Origin of the sequence: Demequina pelophila (assembly GCF_000971175.1) — a bacterium.
GTDB classification, from domain to species: domain Bacteria; phylum Actinomycetota; class Actinomycetes; order Actinomycetales; family Demequinaceae; genus Demequina; species Demequina pelophila.
Map to the genome: position 1 here is coordinate 1,117,050 of NZ_BBLY01000001.1, position 18,727 is coordinate 1,135,776.

General features: G+C 68.7%; 17 protein-coding genes. 7 read left to right on the top strand and 10 right to left on the bottom strand.

Annotation, left to right across the window (positions count from 1 at the left end):
* Positions 1-102 precede the first annotated feature (102 nt).
* Entirely contained in the window at positions 103-1,068 is a 966-nt protein-coding gene (locus AOM03_RS05165) for a LysR family transcriptional regulator (protein WP_062378816.1), read from the bottom strand.
* Positions 1,069-1,142: 74 nt separating this feature from the next.
* On the opposite strand from AOM03_RS05165, the gene AOM03_RS05170 reads away from it, so the two are divergent.
* The gene (locus tag AOM03_RS05170) at positions 1,143-2,159 is read left to right on the top strand and encodes a threonine ammonia-lyase (protein WP_062378818.1); all 1,017 of its coding nucleotides are present in this window, start codon (positions 1,143-1,145) and stop codon (positions 2,157-2,159) included.
* Positions 2,160-2,489: 330 nt separating this feature from the next.
* Here the strand turns inward: AOM03_RS05170 and AOM03_RS05175 are convergent, their stop codons facing one another.
* The 8 genes from AOM03_RS05175 to AOM03_RS05210 form a co-directional block, all read right to left on the bottom strand.
* Entirely contained in the window at positions 2,490-3,587 is a 1,098-nt protein-coding gene (locus AOM03_RS05175; RefSeq protein ID WP_062378820.1) for a branched-chain amino acid aminotransferase, read from the bottom strand.
* A gap of 142 nt (positions 3,588-3,729) precedes the next feature.
* Complete coding sequence (locus AOM03_RS05180; RefSeq protein ID WP_062378823.1) at positions 3,730-4,509, bottom strand: hypothetical protein; 780 nt, start codon at positions 4,507-4,509, stop codon at positions 3,730-3,732.
* Between the two features lie 57 nt (positions 4,510-4,566).
* Positions 4,567-5,160 (bottom strand): hypothetical protein, encoded by a 594-nt coding sequence (locus AOM03_RS05185; protein ID WP_062378825.1) that lies wholly within the window; start codon positions 5,158-5,160, stop codon positions 4,567-4,569.
* A gap of 168 nt (positions 5,161-5,328) precedes the next feature.
* Positions 5,329-5,742 (bottom strand): arsenate reductase ArsC, encoded by a 414-nt coding sequence (locus AOM03_RS05190; protein WP_062378827.1) that lies wholly within the window; start codon positions 5,740-5,742, stop codon positions 5,329-5,331.
* Positions 5,739-6,764: a metalloregulator ArsR/SmtB family transcription factor gene (locus AOM03_RS05195; protein ID WP_062378830.1), complete on the bottom strand. Its 1,026-nt coding sequence runs from the start codon at positions 6,762-6,764 to the stop codon at positions 5,739-5,741. The genes AOM03_RS05190 and AOM03_RS05195 overlap by 4 nt, the downstream gene beginning before the upstream one ends.
* 206 nt (positions 6,765-6,970) lie before the next feature.
* Complete coding sequence (locus tag AOM03_RS05200; RefSeq protein ID WP_062378832.1) at positions 6,971-7,432, bottom strand: DUF4190 domain-containing protein; 462 nt, start codon at positions 7,430-7,432, stop codon at positions 6,971-6,973.
* 146 nt (positions 7,433-7,578) lie between these two features.
* Positions 7,579-8,556, bottom strand: a complete 978-nt coding sequence (locus tag AOM03_RS05205; protein ID WP_062378835.1) for a zinc-binding dehydrogenase — start codon at positions 8,554-8,556, stop codon at positions 7,579-7,581.
* A 63-nt stretch (positions 8,557-8,619) separates the two neighbouring features.
* Positions 8,620-9,267, bottom strand: a complete 648-nt coding sequence (locus tag AOM03_RS05210; RefSeq protein ID WP_062378838.1) for an NADPH-dependent F420 reductase — start codon at positions 9,265-9,267, stop codon at positions 8,620-8,622.
* A gap of 101 nt (positions 9,268-9,368) precedes the next feature.
* Here AOM03_RS05210 and AOM03_RS05215 point away from each other — a divergent pair, with 101 nt between their 5' ends.
* The gene (locus AOM03_RS05215) at positions 9,369-10,262 is read left to right on the top strand and encodes an HNH endonuclease (RefSeq protein WP_062378841.1); all 894 of its coding nucleotides are present in this window, start codon (positions 9,369-9,371) and stop codon (positions 10,260-10,262) included.
* Here AOM03_RS05215 and AOM03_RS05220 read toward each other — a convergent pair.
* Positions 10,259-11,380, bottom strand: coding sequence for a DNA cytosine methyltransferase (locus tag AOM03_RS05220; RefSeq protein ID WP_062378843.1), 1,122 nt, complete (start codon positions 11,378-11,380; stop codon positions 10,259-10,261). The two genes, AOM03_RS05215 and AOM03_RS05220, sit on opposite strands and share 4 nt — an antisense overlap.
* A gap of 183 nt (positions 11,381-11,563) precedes the next feature.
* Between AOM03_RS05220 and AOM03_RS05225 the strand changes: the two genes are divergently transcribed.
* From AOM03_RS05225 to AOM03_RS05245, 5 genes are read left to right on the top strand one after another with little or no spacing between them, the layout of a single operon-like run.
* Positions 11,564-14,110: a Z1 domain-containing protein gene (locus AOM03_RS05225; RefSeq protein WP_062378845.1), complete on the top strand. Its 2,547-nt coding sequence runs from the start codon at positions 11,564-11,566 to the stop codon at positions 14,108-14,110.
* Positions 14,107-15,123: a PD-(D/E)XK motif protein gene (locus tag AOM03_RS05230; protein WP_082092126.1), complete on the top strand. Its 1,017-nt coding sequence runs from the start codon at positions 14,107-14,109 to the stop codon at positions 15,121-15,123. Before AOM03_RS05225 ends, AOM03_RS05230 begins: the two co-directional genes overlap by 4 nt.
* Positions 15,120-17,030, top strand: coding sequence for a hypothetical protein (locus AOM03_RS05235; RefSeq protein ID WP_156157620.1), 1,911 nt, complete (start codon positions 15,120-15,122; stop codon positions 17,028-17,030). The genes AOM03_RS05230 and AOM03_RS05235 overlap by 4 nt, the downstream gene beginning before the upstream one ends.
* 56 nt (positions 17,031-17,086) lie before the next feature.
* On the top strand, positions 17,087-17,917 hold the full coding sequence (locus tag AOM03_RS12975) for a hypothetical protein (RefSeq protein ID WP_227589889.1): 831 nt from the start codon (positions 17,087-17,089) through the stop codon (positions 17,915-17,917).
* A complete protein-coding gene (locus tag AOM03_RS05245) occupies positions 17,917-18,681 on the top strand; it encodes a DUF6339 family protein (protein ID WP_062378853.1) in 765 nt (254 codons plus the stop codon). Before AOM03_RS12975 ends, AOM03_RS05245 begins: the two co-directional genes overlap by 1 nt.
* Positions 18,682-18,727: the final 46 nt, after the last annotated feature.

An 18,727-nucleotide genomic window follows, 5' to 3' on the forward strand; every position in this document is an offset into this window, starting at 1 on the left:
CCGCCCCGCCCCGCCCCACCGCGCCCGACCCGAAATGGGTAGATGGTGGTCGGTTTCGCCAGGTTGCTGCGCGTGAGGGGTAGCTGGTTGTCGTTCCGCGATCTAGACGACGGTCCCCGAGCACGCCTCGCGCGCGATCTCGGCGACCGCGGCGAGCGCCGGCGGGAGCGGCGGCCGCCCCAGCGTGAGCAGGGTGATGGCTCGCGAGGCTCCCTCGACCGGCGTGAGAGCGACACCCGGATGGCGGTGGGCCGCGAGCGCCATCCGCGGCAGCACGGTCACACCGTGACCCACGGCGATGAGCGCCTGGGCGGCCACGTAGTCGTCCGACGCGAAGGCGATGCGCGGCTCGAAGCCCGCCCGCTCGCACGTGCTCATGAGGTAGCCGCGGCAGCGTTCGCAGCCGGCCATCCAGGTGTCGTCGGCGAAGCGGGCGAGCTCGGGGATGGTGACCGCGGGCATCGTGCCGACCGCTCGCTGGCCGGCCGGGGCCGCGCCCGCCTCGGCGCCATCCGCGCCCGCCGCGCCCGCCGCGCCCGGGCCCGCGGCCGTCACGAGATACAGAGGGTCCTCCCCCATCACCTCGACGTTCACCGCGGACGTCGACTCCTGCTGCGGGTAGCGGAACGCGATCGCGAGGTCCACCTCGCCCGCGAGCAGGAGCTTCTCGGCCTCCGGCGGCTCGGCCTCGCGCAGGTCGAGCGACAGCCCCGGATGGCGCTCGGCCAGCTCGCCCAGGATCCGCGGACCCAGCGTGGCCACGCCCGAGGGGAACACCGCCAGCCGCACCGTGCCGGTCTGGAGGGAGGTCGCGGCGGCGAGTTCCGCATCGGCCACGGAGAGCAGGCCCAGGATCTCCTCGCCGCGACGGGCGAGCCGCTCGCCGGCCTCGGTGAGGCGGACGCCGCGGCCCACGCGGGTGACGAGCGTCGCGCCCGTCTCCGCCTCGAGCCGTCGCAGGTGGTGGGAGACGGTGGGCTGGGAGAGGTGGAGCTCGTCGGCGGCGGCGGTGACGGAGCCCTCGCGGGCGAGCGTGACGAGGACCTCGAGCCGGGACACATCGATCATGCATTCACCGTATCAATGCGATTCAAAGAAAGCACTCATTAGACATATGAATCAAGCGGACGGACCATGGAGTCATGACCGCGCCGACCTTCGAGGGAATCCTCAACGCCGCCAACCTGCTGTCCGCCAAGCTGCCCCGGACCCCCGCCTGGTCGTACCCGCTCCTCGACGAGCGCGCCGGCCGCCGCGTCATCGTCAAGCACGAGAACGTGCAGCCCACCGGCGCCTTCAAGGTTCGCGGCGGGCTCACCCTGCTCGCGGGCCTCTCCGCGGAGCAGCGCGCCGCCGGCCTCGTGACGGTCTCGACCGGCAACCACGCGCAGTCGCTCGCCTACGCGAGCCGCGCGGCGAGCGTCGCCGCCACGATCGTCATGCCGGCCACCACCCCCGAATTCAAGGCCGATGCGGTTCGCGCCCTGGGCGCGTCCGTCGCCCTCGTGGGCGCCTCGATGAACGATGCGGCAACCTACGCCGCGTCGCTCGCCGAGCAGTCCGGGGCCTACTTTGTGAACCCCGGCAACGAGGCCGGCATCGTGCACGGCCACGGCACGGTCTACCTGGAACTTCTCACCCAGTACCCCGAGATCGACACGCTGTATGTCCCGGTCGGCTCGGGCTCCGGCGCCGCGGGCGCGGTGCTGGTGCGCGACGCGATCTCCCCGTCCACCCGCGTCGTCGGCGTCCAGGCCGCCGGCGCGCCGGCGGCGTACCGCTCCTGGAAGTCCGGCGAGCTGGTCACGGCCGACGCGGACACCCTGGCCGCCGGCCTCGCGACCGGCGTCGGCTTCGCGACGCCGCAGGCGATCCTGCGCGACGGCCTCGACGACTTCCTGCTGGTGAGCGAGGCCGAGCTTCGCGACGCCATCGCCACCATGGCGCACGACGCCCACACCCTATGCGAGGGTGCCGGCGCTGCGGGGCTCGCGGGCATCCTGCAGGACCGCGACCGCGGCGTGGTGCGCGGAGCGCGTGCGGGTGCTTCCGGTGCGGGCGCCCCTTCCACCCCCGGCGTCGCGGCGTTCGCGTGCACCGGAGGCAACGCTGGCTCCGCGGAACTGCTCGCGCTGGCGAAGCTCGACCTCGCGGCCTGAGTCTCCACTCGCCCGCCTGACGCCCCGCCGGCGCGGCCCCGTGCGAGCCGCATCCAAACGCGGGAGCACAGGGGATCTTGTTTCGGCACGCTAGCCGAATTCATGCGTTTTGGGCGCAGCGCGAGCCGACCGCCCAAAACGCTTAAATTCGGCTAGCGCCGCGAAGAGAACCCCCACGCTGCCTGTCGACGGAGCCGCTCGGCACCGTGAAACGACAACCAGCTACCCCTCAGGCGCAGCAACCTCGCGAAAGCGACGCTCTTCTACCCATTCCGGGGGGGGGCGGGGGCTCGGGGCGCACGGGGCCTCGCGGCGAGCAGCGCGCCGTCGCTACAGGACGCGGCGCATCCAGCCGTGCGGGTCCTCGGCCCGGCCGTACTGGATGTCGGTGAGGCGCGGCCCCACGGTGCTCGCGACGAAGCCCGCGGAGCCGTCCGCGACCGTCACGTCGAAGTCGTCGGAGACCAGGCGCGCGATGGGCGTCACCACGGCGGCGGTGCCGCACGCGAAGATCTCGCCGATCTCCCCCGACTCGATGCCCTCGATCACCTCGGAGAGCTCGATGTCGCGCTCCTCCACGGAGCGGCCCTCGTCGCGCAGCAGCGTCAGAATCGAGTCACGAGTGACGCCGGGGAGAATCGTGCCGCTCAGGCGCGGCGTGAGCACCGAGCCGTCCGAGCGCACGATCACCACGTTCATCCCGCCCAGCTCCTCGATGTACCGGGACTCCTTGGCGTCGAGGAACAGCACCTGCTTGCAGCCGTGCTCGGCGGCCTCGCCCTGGGGCAGCATCGATGCGGCGTAGTTGCCGGCGGTCTTGGCCTCGCCGGTGCCGCCGATGGTCGCGCGGTGGAAGTCGCGGGAGACCCAGATCGAGACGCCCTCGCCGGCCGCCGCCATGTACGCGCCCACGGGCGACGCGGTCACCACGAAGTCGACCGTGTCCGCGGGCTGGACGAGCAGGCTGGGCTCGGTGGCCATGAGGAACGGTCGCAAGTACAGGCTCGAGCCGTAGCCGGACGGCACCCACGCGGCGTCCGCCTCGATGAGGCCGGAGACCGCGGCGAGGAAGTCCTCCTCGCTCACCTCGGGCAGCGCGAGGCGCCGCGCGGAGGCCGCGAGGCGCGCCGCATTCATCTCGGGACGGAACAGCCACACCGAGCCGTCCTCGTGGCGGTACGCCTTGAGCCCCTCGAACACCTGCTGCGCGTAGTGCAGCACCGCCGCGCCGGGATGCATGGGCAGCGGCCCGAAGGCGGAGATGCGCCGCTCGCGCCACCCCTCGCCCTCGCGCCAGGTCATGCGCGCCATGTGGTCGGTGAACACCTTGCCGAAGACCGGCGCCTCCATGAGGCGGCCGCGCTCCTCGTCGCTCAGCGGGTGGCGGTTCGCGACGTGAATGAACTGGGCGGGCGCGACGGTCTCCATGGCGTCACCCTATCCCCGAGGTCCCGGGACACGGCCGATGCGCGCCCCGGCCACGGCGCGCGCCGCGCCAACGGCCTACGCCAAGCGCAGCGCCAACGGCCCGCGCCGCCACAACAAGCGCGCCGCACCACGCGCGACGCCCCTACGGCCTCCGCACCCCAGCCTCGATCCGCTTCCACTGGCGGGCGAAGTCGGCGTGAACGTCCTTCTTGAGCTGAGCCTCGATCTCGCGGCGCGCCTTCGCGCGCGCCCACGCCCCCTCGAGGTGCCCCGCGCTCGCGAGCCGCGTGCCGGCGTCGAGGCGCATCTGGCGCACCGCCCACCAGTGGTCCACGAACGCGTCGCGCGCGTCGTGCAGCCGCTCCTGGATCTCGCGGTACTTGAGGATGTCGTCGGTGAGCCCGTAGGTGCCGTCGACGATCTTCTGCACGTCCTCGGACTCGATGCGCGGCACGTCCTCGGCGGGGCGGGGGTCCTTCTGGATGGCCTGGCGGGCGAGCTTGGTGTAGAGGCGGACCTCGGCCTCCGAGCGGCCCGGCGACAGGACGGCGTGCAGCGTGCCGTCGATCGCGCGGCCGCGGACGGCCAGGTTCTCGAGCAGCCGGGTCATCTCATGGAGCATGTCGATGGCCGGGTAGGTCTCGAAACCGGCGCGCGAGCCGCCGCGCAGCTGCACCACCTGCTCGCGCAGGCTGCGCACGAAGTTGTCCGGCGGCACCAGCGAGGACGGATCCTTGGGCAGCCCGACCACCAGGATCTCCTGGGCGGTGGCGAGCGCGGCGGGGGCGGCCTCGTCGAAGCGGCGGTGCTGACCGCGCACCTCCTCGACGCGGCGCGCGATGTCGAGAGCGACGCCGGCGGTCGCGCCCGCCACGATGGCGACGATCAGCGCCGGGAGCAGTGACGACCAGTCGAAGGACACGCCACGAATCTACCGGCAGGACCGGGGACGATGCGCACGCCGCCCTCCGTACACCCCTCAGTCGTGCACGACGACCGGGGTGAAAACCCCGACGAGCTCCTCGCGCACGCCCCCCGCGGCCGCGTCGAGGCCGGCCGGCGATGCCGAGGCGATGATCCGCACCTCGCGCGCGAGCGCCGGACCGCCGCCGGCGAACACGCGGCGGCGCGCCAGCAGCGTGAGCGCGGCCACGGCGGCCGGGTTGGCGCGGTCGATGCCCTCGAGGTGGAGGATGAGCGGCCGCACGTCGGCGCGCCCGCACACACCCGCGAGCCAGCGCGGCACGCGCCGCTCGGTCACGCGCACCCGCGCGCCCTCGCCGCCGGGCCCGCCGGACAGCGACGCGCCGAAGCCCGGGCCGTCGCCGCGGAACTCGCCGTTCTCGAGCTCGGACACGTCGACGACCACCAGGTCCGCGCCCAGCTCGAGCGCGAGCACCTCGACCTCGCCGGCGACCAGGTCGCGGCAGGCTCCCACCAGGAGCGGCAGCCCGCGCCCGTCCGTGCTCCAGGCGCGCTCGACGGACTCGGTCACGCCGTTGCGCAGCTCGCGCGATCCGCAGCCGGCGGCCGTGCGCGCAGGCGGAAGGGTGGTGGCGGTCAGGGGGGTCATGCGTTCTCCTCGAGGCAGCGACGTTGCTGTCGTGGAGGACATCCTGCCCGACCCGGGCGCGACCGGCCGGCACCGCAACACCAGTTTCGGCACCATGTGACAGAGATCACCACACGAGAAGCCGGGGGACGATGCCCGGGCGACCCGAGCATCGTCCCCCGCCAAGGGTCAGGCGACCGCCGGGACCCCGAGGGACTCGAGGAGGCCCAGGATGCGGCCCTTGATCTCGTCGCGAATGGGGCGGACGGACTCGATGCCCTGGCCGGCCGGGTCGTCGAGCTTCCAGTCCTCGTAGCGCTTGCCCGGGTAGAAGGGGCACACGTCGCCGCAGCCCATGGTGATGACCACGTCCGAGGCCTCGACGGCCTCGTCGGTGAGCACCTTGGGGCTCTCCTGGCGGATGTCGATGCCCTCCTCGAGCATCGCCTCGACCGCGACGGGGTTGATCTGGTCCGCGGGCATCGAGCCGGCCGAGCGGACCTCCACCGCGCCGCCGGACAGGTGGCGCAGGTAGCCGGCGGCCATCTGGGAACGGCCCGCGTTGTGGATGCAGACGAAGAGTGCGGAGGGCTTGTCGGTCATGCGGATGCCTTTCGTAGCGGGGTGATCTCGAGGTCGGGGACGAGCTCGCCGAGCAGCGCCCGGACACGCTCGTCGATGTCGTCGCGGATGGCCGCGACGCCTGCTTCGGAGGCGAGCGCCGGGTCGCCCACCTGCCAGTCTTCGTATCGCTTTCCAGGGTAGATGGGACACACGTCGCCGCAACCCATGGTGATGACCACGTCGGAGGCGCGCACCGCATCGTCCGTCAGGGGCTTGGGGAAGGCGCCTTCGGCGGTGCCCAGCTCGTCGAGGTGGGGGCGGACGGCGGCGTGGACGTCGGCCGCGGGCATCGAACCGGCCGAGCGGACCTCGACCTGGTCGCCGGCGTAGTGGTGCACCAGCGCGGCGGCGAGCTGCGAGCGCCCGGCGTTCTGGACGCAGACGAACAGGATCTGCGGCGCGTGGTCGGCGTCGGGGTTCTCGACCTTGCGCAGGTCCACCAGGCGCTGGCGCGCGAAGTGCCGGGTGAGCGGGACCAGGTGCTGCTTGATGGCGGCGCGGCGGGCGAGGGCGGCGTACGACTCGCGGACGATGCGATCGACCACCCGCTCCCCCAGCTCCGGGAAGATCTCGTGCAGGGACTGCGTGACGGCCGCGAGCGCGCGATCGACGCTCTCGAGCTCGGTCGCGCGGAACGTGTGGACGGTCGCGGCCGCGGGGACCAGGGTCTCGAGCAGCGCGCGGACCGTGGTGACGAACGGCTCGGCGACGCGGTAGTAGACCCAGGTGCCGCGGCGGTCGGCCGTGACGAGCCCCGCGTCCTTCAGGGTCTTGAGGTGATGCGAGACGGTCGGGCCGGACACATCCGAGAGCCCGTTGATGTCGTTCGCGGAGACCTCGCCGCCCGGCGCCGAGGCGATGAGGGCGACGATGCGCAGCCGCAGCGGGTCCGCGACGGCCTTGAGGACGGTCGCGGCGCGCTCGGCGAGCTCGGGCGCGATGGTGTGCGCCTCGATGTTGATCGGGACGGGCTCGTGGTCGGGTCGGGTGTCGGTGGTCATGTCAGCCTCCTTGGGCGTGACACCGGACGATGCACGGGCGGCCCGGGTGCGGCCCTCGCGCCGTCGCCACGGCTTGATTTGATGTATCTCTATTTAGACACATCTCGAACCAAGGCGCAAGGGGTGGCGGCGAACCTGGAGCGTCGGGGCCGGGGCCGACGCGGGGGCCGCAGGGCCGCCGCGGCTGGCGCAGGGTCCTCGCCGGGTCAGGCCGCGATTGCAAACAGCCAGATCGCCGTGCCGACGTAGCCGACCACCATGCCCGCGGTGGCAAGACCGCGGTTGGTGGCGCGCCCCTGCGCCGCGGCCGAGCGACCCAGGTGGCCGAAGATGATGCCCAACGGCGCGAAGACGAGCAGCGCGCCGACGAGGGCGACGATGGCCATCCAGTTCTTCTCGGTCGTGGCCCCGCCGTGCGGCCCGGGAGCGGCGTACGGCTGGCCGTGCGGCTGCGCGGGCTGCTGGCCGAAGGACTGCTGGCCGAACGACTGCTGCTGGCCCGGCACCTCGTAGGGCTCCGGGCGCTGCGCCGCGTACGGCGGAGCCGGCGGCGCCTGCTCCCCCGCCTGATTCTGGGACTCGACGTACCCACCGTAGGGCTGGCCGGCCACGTAGCCCTGGTGCGGTTCGGCCGCCCGGTAGCCGTCCATCGGGTTGTTGTCACGCATGAGAGGGGTCCGCCTTCGCCGTTGAAGCCCCGACGGAGTGGCCCGCCGTTGCCGGATTTTCGCTGGACCCCAGCCTAGCGAGGGTCACCGACACGGCCGACCGGCGCATCGTCCCCGGACGATGCGCCGCCCGACCCCGCACTCCCCTAAGGCCTCAGCAGCACCTTGCCCGCGCGGCCGGTCACAAAGTTGGCGCGCGCCGCATCGGCAATCTCGCTCAGCGGGTAGGTGGCCTCGACGGGGAGGGTGAGGGCGCCCTCGGCGAGGCGCGCGAACAGCTCCTGCATGAGGCGGCCGCGCTGCTCGGCGGGCATGGCCTGGCTCACCTGGGAGCCCCAGAAGCCGCGCACGGTCGCCTGCTTGAAGATGAGGTCGCCGGAGCCCAGCTCCAATACGGGCGAGGCCATGGCGCCGAAGACCACCAGGGTTCCGCCGACCGCGAGCTGTGACAGCACGTCGCCGGCCGCCTTGCCGCCCACGGACTCGACGCCGGCGCGGATGGGAGCACCCCCGGTCAGTTGCGCGACGCGGTCCCGCCAGCCGTCGGAGTCGGTGGCGACGATGCGCTCGATGCCCTGCGCGGCCAGCTCGCCGACGCCCTCGGCGCGGCGGACCAGGCCCACCACGTTGATGCCGCGCGCGACGGCGAGCTGCGCGACCAGGCGGCCCACGGCGCCGTTGGCGGCGTTCTGGATGAGCCACTCCCCCGGCTCGAGGCCCAGCGAGTCGAGCAGGCTGATCGCGGAGAAGGGCATGGCGACCAGCTGCGCGGCGACCTCGTCGGGCACGCCCTCGGGCACGGGCAGCAGCGCGGCCGCCTTGGCGATGAAGGACTCGGCCCACACGCCGAACGTCGCGCCGGTCGCGACCCGCTGCCCCACCTCGAGGTGGGTGACGCCCTCGCCGAGCGCGTCGACCACGCCCACGGCCTCCGTGCCCGCGCGGGCGGGCAGCTCGGGCTTGACGCCGTAGGTGCCGCGGACGGTCCACAGGTCGTGGTTGTGAATGGGCGACAGGAGCAGGCGGACGCGGACCTCGCCCGGGCCGGGCTCGGGGGTCGCGACCTCCTCGAGGGACAGGACGTGGGCGGGGTCGCCGAACTCACGGTGGATCAGTGCGTGCATGACTTCTCTCTCAACTTGCGGGGGTGGGTGCGGCGGCCGGGGCGCACGCCGAGGGGTCGGGGGCTAGATCTGGCGGACGCGCTCGACCGTGGGCAGGATCGCCTCGAGCTGGGCGCGCGTGACGCGCGGGCCGTAGGCCGGGGTGTCGCGCTCGACGCGCCACGACTCGGACAGCGGACCCAGGTCGACGGCGTCGAAACCCAAGGAATCCAGGAACGATGCGACGAGGGCCTTCGCAGCGTCGTCCCCTCCCGCGATGGCCAGGGCGCGGCGCTCGGGGTCCCCGGCGGGCAGACCGGTGGTGGGGATCTCGCGCGCGTAGATGTGGTTGAAGGCCTTGACCACGCGCGCGGCGGGGATGAGGTCCTGGAGCAGCTGGGAGGTGGTCGACTCGTTCGCGTCGAGCGCCGCGATGCGGCCGTCGCGCTGCGGGTAGTAGTTGTTCGCGTCCATGACCACCTTGCCGGCGAGCGCGTCGAGCGGCAGGTCGCGGATCGCGCGCAGCGGGACGGCGACGAGGACCAGGTCGGCCTCGGCGGCGGCCTGCGCGGGCTGGACGGCCTCGGCGCGCGCGCCGAGCTCCTCGATGAGGTCCGCGAGCGTCTCCGGCCCGCGGCTGTTCGACAGGAGGACGTCGTAGCCGGCCGCGATGGCCGCGCGCGCGACGTTCGAGCCGATGTTGCCGGAGCCGATGATTCCGATGGTGGTCATGGGGCGGCCAACACCTCGCAGGGCGCAAGTATTCCGGTGGGTGTTGGCCGGGGACGATGCGGTGGTTGGCGCTGGCGCGCGCGGGCTGGGAAGCTTTGGGCATGATCGAGGACGGCGACATCACGCGGACACGCATCTACGCGGACGTGATGGCGGCGAGCAACGACGGCACCGTGCCGCTCCACCGCGACTGGCTGCTGGGGTACGAAATCGACGGCGAGAGGTTGCCCCTCATCGACCCGCAGGGCCGAGGCATCCGCAACCCGGGCGATTGGCGCTACACCCTCTCCGTGACCACCACGGAGAACGGGAAGTATCCCGACCGCGAGACCCAGCCCGGCGTCTGGCAGTACCCGTACTGCATCAACAAGCACGGCAACGTCGATTCGTCGAACTCCAAGCTGTTCCAGGCGCACGCCGACGGCGTCCCGCTGCTCTACTTCTACAAGCCCATGCCGTACACGTACCTGCCCGTGGGCATGGTGGTGCCCATCGCCCGCGACGACTCGAGCGAAGAGTTCACCATCGCCTTGTCGGAGGGTCGGGTGCCACTGTCGACGTCAAGCTCGACGGTTGAGCGCAAGTGGACCGAGGCACTGGTGCAGCGGAGATTGCACCAGCCGCGCTTCCGGGCGCTCGTGATGAGCGCGTACGACGAGCGGTGCGCCATCTGTGCACTGCCCGAGGCGACGCTGTTGGACGCGGCGCACATCCGCGGCGACAAGGATCCGAACGGCCAACCCGTCGTGGAGAACGGGCTCGCGCTGTGCTCGATCCACCATCGCGCCTACGACAACCGTCAGATCGGCATCGACGAGGATCTGCGGCTGCACGTGCGGAAGGACGTGCTCGAGGTGACCGATGGACCGGTGTGGGAGCACGCGCTGTTGGAACTGCCCGGTCGATCACTTTCCGTCGTGCCCAAGTCGCGCAAGGACCGTCCCGATCCATACCGGCTCGGGTTGACGTTCAAGGAATACCTCGAGCAGGCCTAGGCTGCGCGGCTCTCGGGCTCCTCGGCCTTCGCGAGTGCGGCCGCGAGGTGCCGACCGATGGCGGCACCGAGCGCGATGGGCACCGCATTGCCGATCTGACGCGCGATTGCCGTGCGCGATCCGACGAATCGATGCGTGCTCGGGAAGCCCTGGAGCACGGCCGCCTCGTAGTGGGTGATCGCACGGTCCGCGGTCGGGTGGATGTAGCGACCCTTCTCAGGCTTGAAGAACTCCGTACGGATCGTCACGGACGGGCGGTCGCGACGGAGCCTGCCCATGACGTCGGCCGAGCCGGACTGATGCTTGCGCCAGCAGGGAGCCTGAAGCTCCCAGGGGAGGTCGAACCGGTTCCCGCCTGCGGGGATTGCGCGGAAGCGATCGAGAGAGAGCTGCCGGTAGTCACGGCTCCAGTGGAGTTCGCGCGGGCTGAAGGCGCCATCGAATCGCTTTCCACCGAAGTCGTGGAAGCGAGACCCGAAGACAGCATCCATGTCCGGCTCCACTGGGATGCCAGCGAACGCCTCGCCGACGGTCTTGTGGCGGTCCAGCCCGAGCATCTCCTCTCTGGCGTGCGTCGGGAGCGGCAAACCCGGATTCGGCAGGTCGCGGTGCCGGCCGATGACGATGGCTCGCCGACGCGCCTGGGGCGCGCCGTAGTCCGCGGCGTTCAGCACGCCATGGACGAAGTCGTAGTCGCGGAGCACTCCGGTCGAGGTCTCGTCAGTGAGCTTCTGAAACTCGATCGACCTCTGGAATGCTTCGACGTTCTCGATGACGAAGTACTTGGGGCCGGTACGCAGGATCGTCTCGGCGTAGCGTCGCCACAACGAGTTGCGCACGTCTTCGACGTCGCGCTTTCCCAGAGTCGAGAAGCCTTGGCAGGGAGGTCCGCCGACAACCACGTCCACGGATGTGGGCACATTCCCGTCGACGAGCCATTCCTCGATGGGGCGGGCCTCGACGATGCCCTCGCCAAACGTCGCGTCGAAGGTAGCGGCCGCCGCGATGTCCATCTCCACCGCGGCTACCGTCGAGAACCCGGCGGTCGCCGAGTGGAGCCCGGCGGTCAGCCCGCCAGCGCCGGCGAATAGATCGAGAACTCGGATGGTCAAGGGCACTCCCCCGTGCGAAACGATGCATGGAGTGTACGCGCCGAGACTGAGATGGCTCGGGACCTTGACAGGTCCCACCGCAACTCGCACATCGCTGGGTAGTCTCCACATACAGACAACGCAGTTGTCGGCGACGACTCCGGCGTCGACACCGCACCAGCCCAGATCAACTTGGAGCACTTCAGAAAGATGACAGACGAGATCGACGACCTCTACGCCACATTCCGCGAGCTCCTTGAGATCTACACGCCGGCCGACGCGCTCCGGAAGATTCGCATGTTTGGGGCAGATGAGAGCAAGGTCGAGGCTGTCGTCGCACGACACGAGTCGGAGATGCTCAAGATTCGGGAGATGGAGATCCCCCGGACGGTGATCAACGGGAATCGCGACACGTGGTACACGGGCCCGCAACCGAGCGACAAGTGCTGGCCAGCGGTATCGGCGGCGTTGACAAGGAGTGGTTGGGACAGCGCTGGCATCGACTCGCTCGATTCGTCCTCGACGCGGATCATGTCTCTGCTGAATCACCCCAAGGAGGCGGCCTTTGCCAGCAAGGGCCTCGTCGTCGGGTACGTCCAGTCAGGTAAGACCACCAGTTTCACCTCGGTGATCGCCAAGGCAGCCGACCGCGGCTACAAGCTGTTCATCGTCCTCTCGGGAATCCACAACGGCCTGAGGCGACAGACACAGAAGCGGCTCGTCTCGCAACTGGTGGAGCCGAACCCGGCGCTGTGGTCCCAGCTCACAGAACTCGACCACGACTTCACGCCGCTCGCCAATCCGGCTTCGTACTTCGGCGCAAAGAACAAGACCCACGTGATCTGCGTCGTCAAGAAGAACGCGACGGTGCTCCGGAAGCTCGCGGAGTGGCTCGAGCACGCAGGTTCATACCTCGATGACTGCCCGACGCTCATTGTCGACGATGAGGCAGACCAGGCCACCGTCGCCACGAAGTCGATCAACCCTCTGATTCTGCGCATCATGGCGACACTCAAGCGCAGCGTCTATCTCGGCTACACCGCGTCTCCGTTCGCCAATCTCCTGATCGATCCGAGCGCCGAGGACCTGTACCCCCGCGATTTCGTGGTCAACCTGCCCAAGCCGGCCGGGCACTTCGGCACAGAGGTCCTTTTCGGACGCCATGCGCTCGAGGGCGAGACCGCGGACGATGTCGACGACGGCTACGACATGATCCGAATCGTGCCGGACGAGGACATCGATCTAGTGCGACCGGCGAGCAGAGCTGTGACAGATGGATTCGTTCCCGAAATCACGGCGACCATGGAACGCGCTCTCAACTACTTCCTGCTTGCAACATCAGCACGGCGTGTACGCGGAACCGGAAACCCCCACAACACGATGCTCATCCACACGAGCGTCAATACGTCGGTCCACAACAGCTTCCGCGAGCCGCTGCAAGCCTTCCTCGACGGAGCGAAAGCGTGCATCGACGCGCCCGAAACCCGGAGCGCCCTGTCGCGATTGTGGGCCGAGGAGACATCGATGGTCGATGCTCCCGAGTTCGGCGAGTCAGCTGTGCCGTTCGATGACCTGTACGAACACTTGCCGAGTGTCATCGAGGACTGCTCGGTAATCATGGACAACTCGAGCAGCGACGACCGACTGGATTACGACAGCGGTCCCGTGGTCGCGATCGCGGTCGGTGGCAACACGCTCTCACGCGGTCTCACACTCGAGGGCCTCTCCGTCAGCTACTTCGTTCGCTCCGCTTCCGCCTACGACACACTGCTGCAGATGGGCCGCTGGTTCGGTTTCCGACATGGCTACGCGGACCTGCCGCGCATCTGGATGACCGAAGAGCTGAACCGGTGGTTCCGGCATCTCGCGACCGTGGAGTACGAGATGCGCCGCGACATCGACAGCTACATGACCGAGGATCGCACTCCGCTCGACTTCGCGGTGCGTCTCCGGACGCACCCGGCACTCCGCGTCACGGCCGCCGCGAAGATGCGGGACGCCGTCACGGCCGCGTCCTCCTACGGAAAGAAGCGGGTCCAGACCCACTACTTCGATCTCAACGAGGATTGGCTGCAGCGCAACGTCGAAGCCGCAGATTCGCTCGTCGCCGCCGCGCTCGATGGCGGCACCGTGCCAGAGCAGGCGGGAAACGGACGCGTCCTTCTGCGGGACGTCGACTACTCGCACATCGTCGAGTTCCTCACCCAGTATCAGTTCCATGACGAGTGGACCGAGGCAACGCCGGATCTGCTCCGCGCATACATCGAACGTCGGGTGCAGCGGGCGGGATCGCTGAAGAAGTGGAATGTCGCGCTCATTGGCAATCCCGTCAAGGACGCGGCGTCGAGCTACACCTTCGGCGATCGGGTCACCGTTGGCCGCGTCACACGTGCCCGTCTCAAGAACTCAACTGTCGCGGACATCAAGACTCTCATGAGCCGCAGGGACGCAGCAATCGACCTCAAGAAGAAGGCAACAGGCCTCAAGGAAGACCAGATCTTTGAGTTGCGCCGATCAGAATTGCCCGAGCACGGTCTGCTCACCCTGTATCCGATTGACCGTGTCTCGAAGCCCGAAGTTCGCAACGAGAAGTCCCGTGAGCCGCTGGACGCTCCGGTCGACGTCATCGGCGCGGGGTTCGTGTTCCCCGCGCCGGTTGGTGAGGACTCGGAGGTTAAGGGCTACGTCAGCGCTGACCTCTCCAACGTGTATATCGAGGACGAGGACCTCACCGCCGTGGACGGGGACGACGAATGACCGGCGAGCCGGGCGAGGTCAGCCGCGCATGGCGCGCACTGGCGGCTGAAGGCCCGAGTACGCACAGGCACGTACGAACTGCCGCGCTGGCTGTTGAGATTGACGAAGGCCCCGTACGTGCGGGCGTCGACTCAGACGGCATTCGCCATCTGCTGGTACCCGTGAAATCCACAACTCGGCTGAGGAAGGACCTCGACGGGCCCGGACTCCGCCTGCGGAGGTTGCCACTCGAGGATGACAAGACTTTCGGGTACTTCGCCGATCTCAGTTGCCACCTACCCGAACTCGGGTACCTCTTCGAGGAGCTCGTCGACGAGATCGTCGCTGCGCTCGCTGGGGCGCCAAAGAATGCGCGCCGCGCGATGAACGACGTCATCGACCGCTGGAAAGCTCTGTTCTCCGGCCCCAAGGATGTCTTCGGCGCAGAGAAGGCGATCGGCCTGTTCGGCGAACTCACCGTGCTCGCGCGACTGCTCGCAGTCGACACGAGCGCACATCACTCCTGGACAGGCCCGGAGGGTGCTGCTCACGACTTTGAGGCGTCGAATGGAGCCATCGAGGTCAAGAGTTCAACTATCGCGAGCGGCCGCCGGTTCAGAGTCCACGGACTTGACCAACTCGATGCTGGCGCGGGCGCGCCGCTGCATCTCGCATGGTTTCGCCTGAAGCGTGTCTCCGGAGCCGCTGGCACAGGCCTGGCGGAGCTAGCGAACACCGTACTCACGCTGGCAGACGACGAGCAGGCGGTTCGGAGAAAACTCGCGGCCGCCGGCTTCGTTGCCTCTCGGCTCGAGGATGAGGACGACTATCGCTTCGAGGTGGTCGAAGAGCGCTGGTACAACGTCGACTCGAGTTTCCCGCGTCTGTCGAGCGCCGATCTCGAGCGAGCCGGTGTCGAGGTACGGGTCACGGATGTCGAGTACACCGTCGACATCTCCAGTGATCTGCCCCTCCCCCTTGCTCCGAGCGCCGTCGAGCACCGAATCTTGACGCTTCTCGAGGAGCCGTCATGAACTCGAGGCGATGGTTCTCGCAGCCATTTCCTCCCGACGGCGCGAGCGCTGCCGAGGGGATCCGCAATCAACTGGGCCGGCCTGAGCTGGATCTCTTGACCGTCCTTGTACGTGAGGCTGCGCAGAACAGCTGGGACGCCCGCGCAGAAGGTTTGAACGGGCCCGTTGAGTTTGATATCTCGACGTGGCTGGTCGGGGCTGGTCGGATGCCCGCATGGAGAGATGCGCTCTTGTCGGGCGCGCCGGAGACTGGGGACTTTCCGCTGCGCCAGCGGCTGCGCCCAAACGAGCCTCCACTGCGGGTGATGCAGATTTCCGACCGCGGCACCTCTGGCCTCGGTGGCCCGACGAGAGCCGACGTCGTGACTGACGGACCGCGAGACTTCATCACGTTTGTGCGCAACGTCGGCGAGCCGCGCGACAAAGAGCTCGGCGGCGGAACCTACGGCTTTGGCAAGGGCATCTTCTACCTTCTCGCGCAGCAAGGCACGGTGCTCATCTACACGCGGTGCCAGCATCCAAGTGGCGCATACGAGACACGCCTTATCGGATGCACGCTGTGGAAGAGCTACGAGGGAGTCGACCCGACCAGCCATGCTCGCCGTAGGTACACGGGTCGCCATTGGTGGGGAGACGTCGCTGACGACGACGTGGTGGAGCCATTGGTCAACGGCGATGCAGATACCCTCGCAGAACGGCTGGGAATCCGCGGTTTCGAGGGCGATGAGACCGGCACCACCATTGTCGTGATCGACCCGGTGCTCGAGGACCTGACGGTAGACGAGCTCGGCGACTACCTGGCGGAGACAATGGTGTGGCACCTCTGGCCGAAGATGCTCGGGAAGGACGGCGCCGAAGCGCCGATGACGTTCTCGGTCACCTGCGACAACGCTGGGCACCAGGTGCCCGATCCACGCTCGTTTCGTCCGGTCGATGTGTTCGTCCAGGCGTACGACATCATGCGCGGAGAAGAGGCCCCGCTGCTGGCGTGTCGCAACCCCGTTCGCGACCTCGGCAGGCTCGGGATCAAGAAGCGGATCATGCCCAGAATCGTCCCGACTCGGGCGTCCACGGGCGTTGACATCGAGGAGTCGCTGCATCACGTCTGCCTCATGCGCCCAGCCGAACTAGTAGTGACGTATTACAAGGGCCCGCGGCCCCCGAGTGAGAACTACGGCTACGCAGGCGTGTTTCGCGGGTTGGAGTCGATGGACGACGTCTACGCCAGGGCCGAACCACCTACGCATGACGCGTGGCACTGGAGCATGCTCGAGCGGCCAGAGAGCACCTTCATTCGCACGACATTTCGCCGCATCGATGAACAGCTCAGTTCGCTCTTCGAACTCGAGACGGGGGCAGGCGAATCGTCTTCGACATTCTCACTGGGCGCTGCAAGCTCCGCGTTTGCGAGTCTCCTGCCCGGAGGCTGGGGTACCGGTGGCGCCACGGTCTCGAAAGCACCGAATCCGGCGCACACCCGACGCAAGGTGACGCAGAAGAATAGCGGCTCCGGTCGGCAAGCGGGTACGGGAGATGACTCGGAACGCCCGCAGCCCTCGCGGCGCGCTCGTGCTCACGCGCGCGCCGCGATCGCGGGGCCTCCCACGTTGGAGGTGCACGCCGGGTCTGCGGTTCTGGTCCAACGGTTCACCGTGACACCGGCTGTGGAGATGACCGTGCGCGCCATTCTCTCTGTCGGGTTGCCCGGTTCGGCGCGCGAAAGCGACCCGCCTGTGGGCTCTGACGTGCCAGTTGTCAGCCACTGGCTTGGCCCGGACGGCGTCGAATACCACGGAACCTCGATCTCCATCGTCGGCGCCCCCGGCGAATGGGAGCTTTTCGTGGTTCCGGCGGCGGACACCGTCACCGAGATCGCGTTGCAGGCGACGGCGGCGGTCACACGGTGAGAGTCTTCCCGTACCTTCTTCCGTCCGAGGACTGTGTCGACGGACAGTCGTGGACGATGCTCGTCGAGTCCGAGCCCATTGACCTACCTACGGCGCTCGTCGACTGGGACTATCACTTCGACCTGAAGCTTCGGCGCACGGTCGAACTCCAGCCTGCACGAATCCGGCGGGAGTCCGGTCTGCCCGCGGACGCGCCACTCGATCTCGCGGTCGTGTGGAACGCATCGGGATCAAACCTCAGCGGGACCGGAACTCGACACAAGTTGGGCAGCGGCGAGTCTGAAGCCTGCGACCTGCAGTTGGAGCTTGCCGGCGCAGATCTCGGGGGCGTTCTGACGCTCACCACCACGATCGTGCTCGCCTCACGCCTGGACGACAGCCCGCCTGCCGCGCCTAGGCGCGCGGGCTCGGTGCTCTGGATGGACGAGGTGGCGTTGCGCCTCCAAGGCGACTCTGCTCAGTTCCCGATGGCGGTCATTGACTTCGGCCATACGAACCTGCCTCCCGACGCCGGCTGGCACTTGCAGATCACAGGCGGTCTTGAGAGCGCGGCGATGGGCGCTTTGCTCCTGCTCATCAACGAATCGCACGAGGCGGTAGTCGGCTCGTTCGAATCGGCGGCAAGACCCAAACCCGCTCAGCGAGCCATACTCTCCGCAGTCCGCGCCGACGTGGCTCGGACGCTCATCGAGTACTCGCTGGAATGCGAGGACTTCGAAGTCGCGGCCGACTACCCCGAAGGTTCGCTCGGATCAGCCTGCTCGGACGTCTTCGAGAAGGTCTTCGACGGTCGCTCTGTTGCGGATGTCAGGCTGCTCCGCGAGCACTCCCCGGGCCTGTTCTCGTCCGAACTGCAGGCGCGCACCTCGCTCTTCAGGGAGATCTGATGGCACATCTGTATCCTCGGCTGCTCAACGCGCCCGCGAAGGAGCTCTTCGCCAAGTACTCGACGGAGCAGCCCCAGTCGCTTGCGGCGCGCGTGACGACGCACCACGAGTCCGCCGTCTACGTGGCCACCGGCGGCGACCGCGTCTCTGAGTCAGCCCTGCGCGACCTCCGAGACAAAGTGGTCGAACTCGCGGAATCGGCCGGATACCCGGAGCCCCCGACCGATGCAGTCGCGTTCGACCGCGCACTCGCGTCCACATTGCACGCTGAGATGCAGCTCGTCCCTGCAGAAGCTGCGTCACGCGACATGTGGGCATTCCTGGCGTTGTGCCTCCTGCCGGATATCGCCTTCTGGCGATTCCCGACGCCCCCTGTGGATCGAGTCCTCGGCACTGATCTCACCCGTCACGTATACGGGCGCCTATGGTGGCGCGCCCAACTCGTGCATGACAGTCGATCCGCGGAGCCCTACGGCGCCCTCGCAATTCTCGGCGAAGCTGCTTTTGACCAGATCTATGCGCGGCGCACAGCTCTGGGCGGCAGTCCCACCCTGGTTCGAACGATCCTGGAGGTTTGGCGCCAACTCCAAGCTTCCGGAGCGTTGACCGGTCTCAACGAGCGCGAGGTCCTGAGAGACTTCCTCAAGCGACTCCTTCGGCTCAGTTCGTTCCTGTCCTTCGACGCAATCTCCGAACAAGCGCTTGGGGCAGAGCTCCATGCGGTGGCGGTTGAGTCCGCAACCGCAGTGCGAAGCGCACGCTAGGAACTAGCTCGGGCAAGGCCGGTGACGTCGCGGGCACTCTGCTCGA

Bases quoted from the DNA above. Each gene is read 5' to 3' on its own strand.
- AOM03_RS05165 (WP_062378816.1), bottom strand. From the start codon at position 1,068: ATGATCGATGTGTCCCGGCTCGAGGTCCTCGTCACGCTCGCCCGCGAG.
- AOM03_RS05170 (WP_062378818.1), top strand. From the start codon at position 1,143: ATGACCGCGCCGACCTTCGAGGGAATCCTCAACGCCGCCAACCTGCTG.
- AOM03_RS05175 (WP_062378820.1), bottom strand. From the start codon at position 3,587: ATGGAGACCGTCGCGCCCGCCCAGTTCATTCACGTCGCGAACCGCCAC.
- AOM03_RS05185 (WP_062378825.1), bottom strand. From the start codon at position 5,160: ATGACCCCCCTGACCGCCACCACCCTTCCGCCTGCGCGCACGGCCGCC.
- AOM03_RS05190 (WP_062378827.1), bottom strand. From the start codon at position 5,742: ATGACCGACAAGCCCTCCGCACTCTTCGTCTGCATCCACAACGCGGGC.
- AOM03_RS05195 (WP_062378830.1), bottom strand. From the start codon at position 6,764: ATGACCACCGACACCCGACCCGACCACGAGCCCGTCCCGATCAACATC.
- AOM03_RS05200 (WP_062378832.1), bottom strand. From the start codon at position 7,432: ATGCGTGACAACAACCCGATGGACGGCTACCGGGCGGCCGAACCGCAC.
- AOM03_RS05205 (WP_062378835.1), bottom strand. From the start codon at position 8,556: ATGCACGCACTGATCCACCGTGAGTTCGGCGACCCCGCCCACGTCCTG.
- AOM03_RS05210 (WP_062378838.1), bottom strand. From the start codon at position 9,267: ATGACCACCATCGGAATCATCGGCTCCGGCAACATCGGCTCGAACGTC.
- AOM03_RS05215 (WP_062378841.1), top strand. From the start codon at position 9,369: ATGATCGAGGACGGCGACATCACGCGGACACGCATCTACGCGGACGTG.
- AOM03_RS05225 (WP_062378845.1), top strand. From the start codon at position 11,564: ATGACAGACGAGATCGACGACCTCTACGCCACATTCCGCGAGCTCCTT.
- AOM03_RS05230 (WP_082092126.1), top strand. From the start codon at position 14,107: ATGACCGGCGAGCCGGGCGAGGTCAGCCGCGCATGGCGCGCACTGGCG.
- AOM03_RS05235 (WP_156157620.1), top strand. From the start codon at position 15,120: ATGAACTCGAGGCGATGGTTCTCGCAGCCATTTCCTCCCGACGGCGCG.
- AOM03_RS12975 (WP_227589889.1), top strand. From the start codon at position 17,087: ATGCTCGTCGAGTCCGAGCCCATTGACCTACCTACGGCGCTCGTCGAC.
- AOM03_RS05245 (WP_062378853.1), top strand. From the start codon at position 17,917: ATGGCACATCTGTATCCTCGGCTGCTCAACGCGCCCGCGAAGGAGCTC.